We start from the raw sequence: 379 nt of genomic DNA on the forward strand, positions 1-379 counted from the left end.
GTGTAGCTTACGCTACAGAAATCTTACAAATATTTACAAATCAAACAAATGGGCAACAAGTTGCCTTTAGACACATATTCTGCTATGCCAGCTCGCAGACTACACACAGATTACACGAGTTTGACTCGGATATTGTTTATAAATGGAATGTGATTTGTTTCAACGATGCAAAGTTACGATGAAAAAATGAGATAAGCAACTGTAGCAAGACAGGTGCGAGCCGCACAGGCAGTGTGAGCCACACGGGCAGATTAATTAGTAAATTAGAAAATGAGAGAATTAGCAAATGGGGAGGATTGAGGAGTTCGGAAGGAAACGGAGATTTCCAAAAGGAGGTTGAAGGGAATTTTGATGAAAAAAGGGTGTAAGGAGGGTGGGG

This window comes from Capnocytophaga sp. oral taxon 324 str. F0483 (genome assembly GCF_000318315.2).
In the GTDB taxonomy this organism is placed as follows: Bacteria; Bacteroidota; Bacteroidia; order Flavobacteriales; family Flavobacteriaceae; genus Capnocytophaga; species Capnocytophaga ochracea.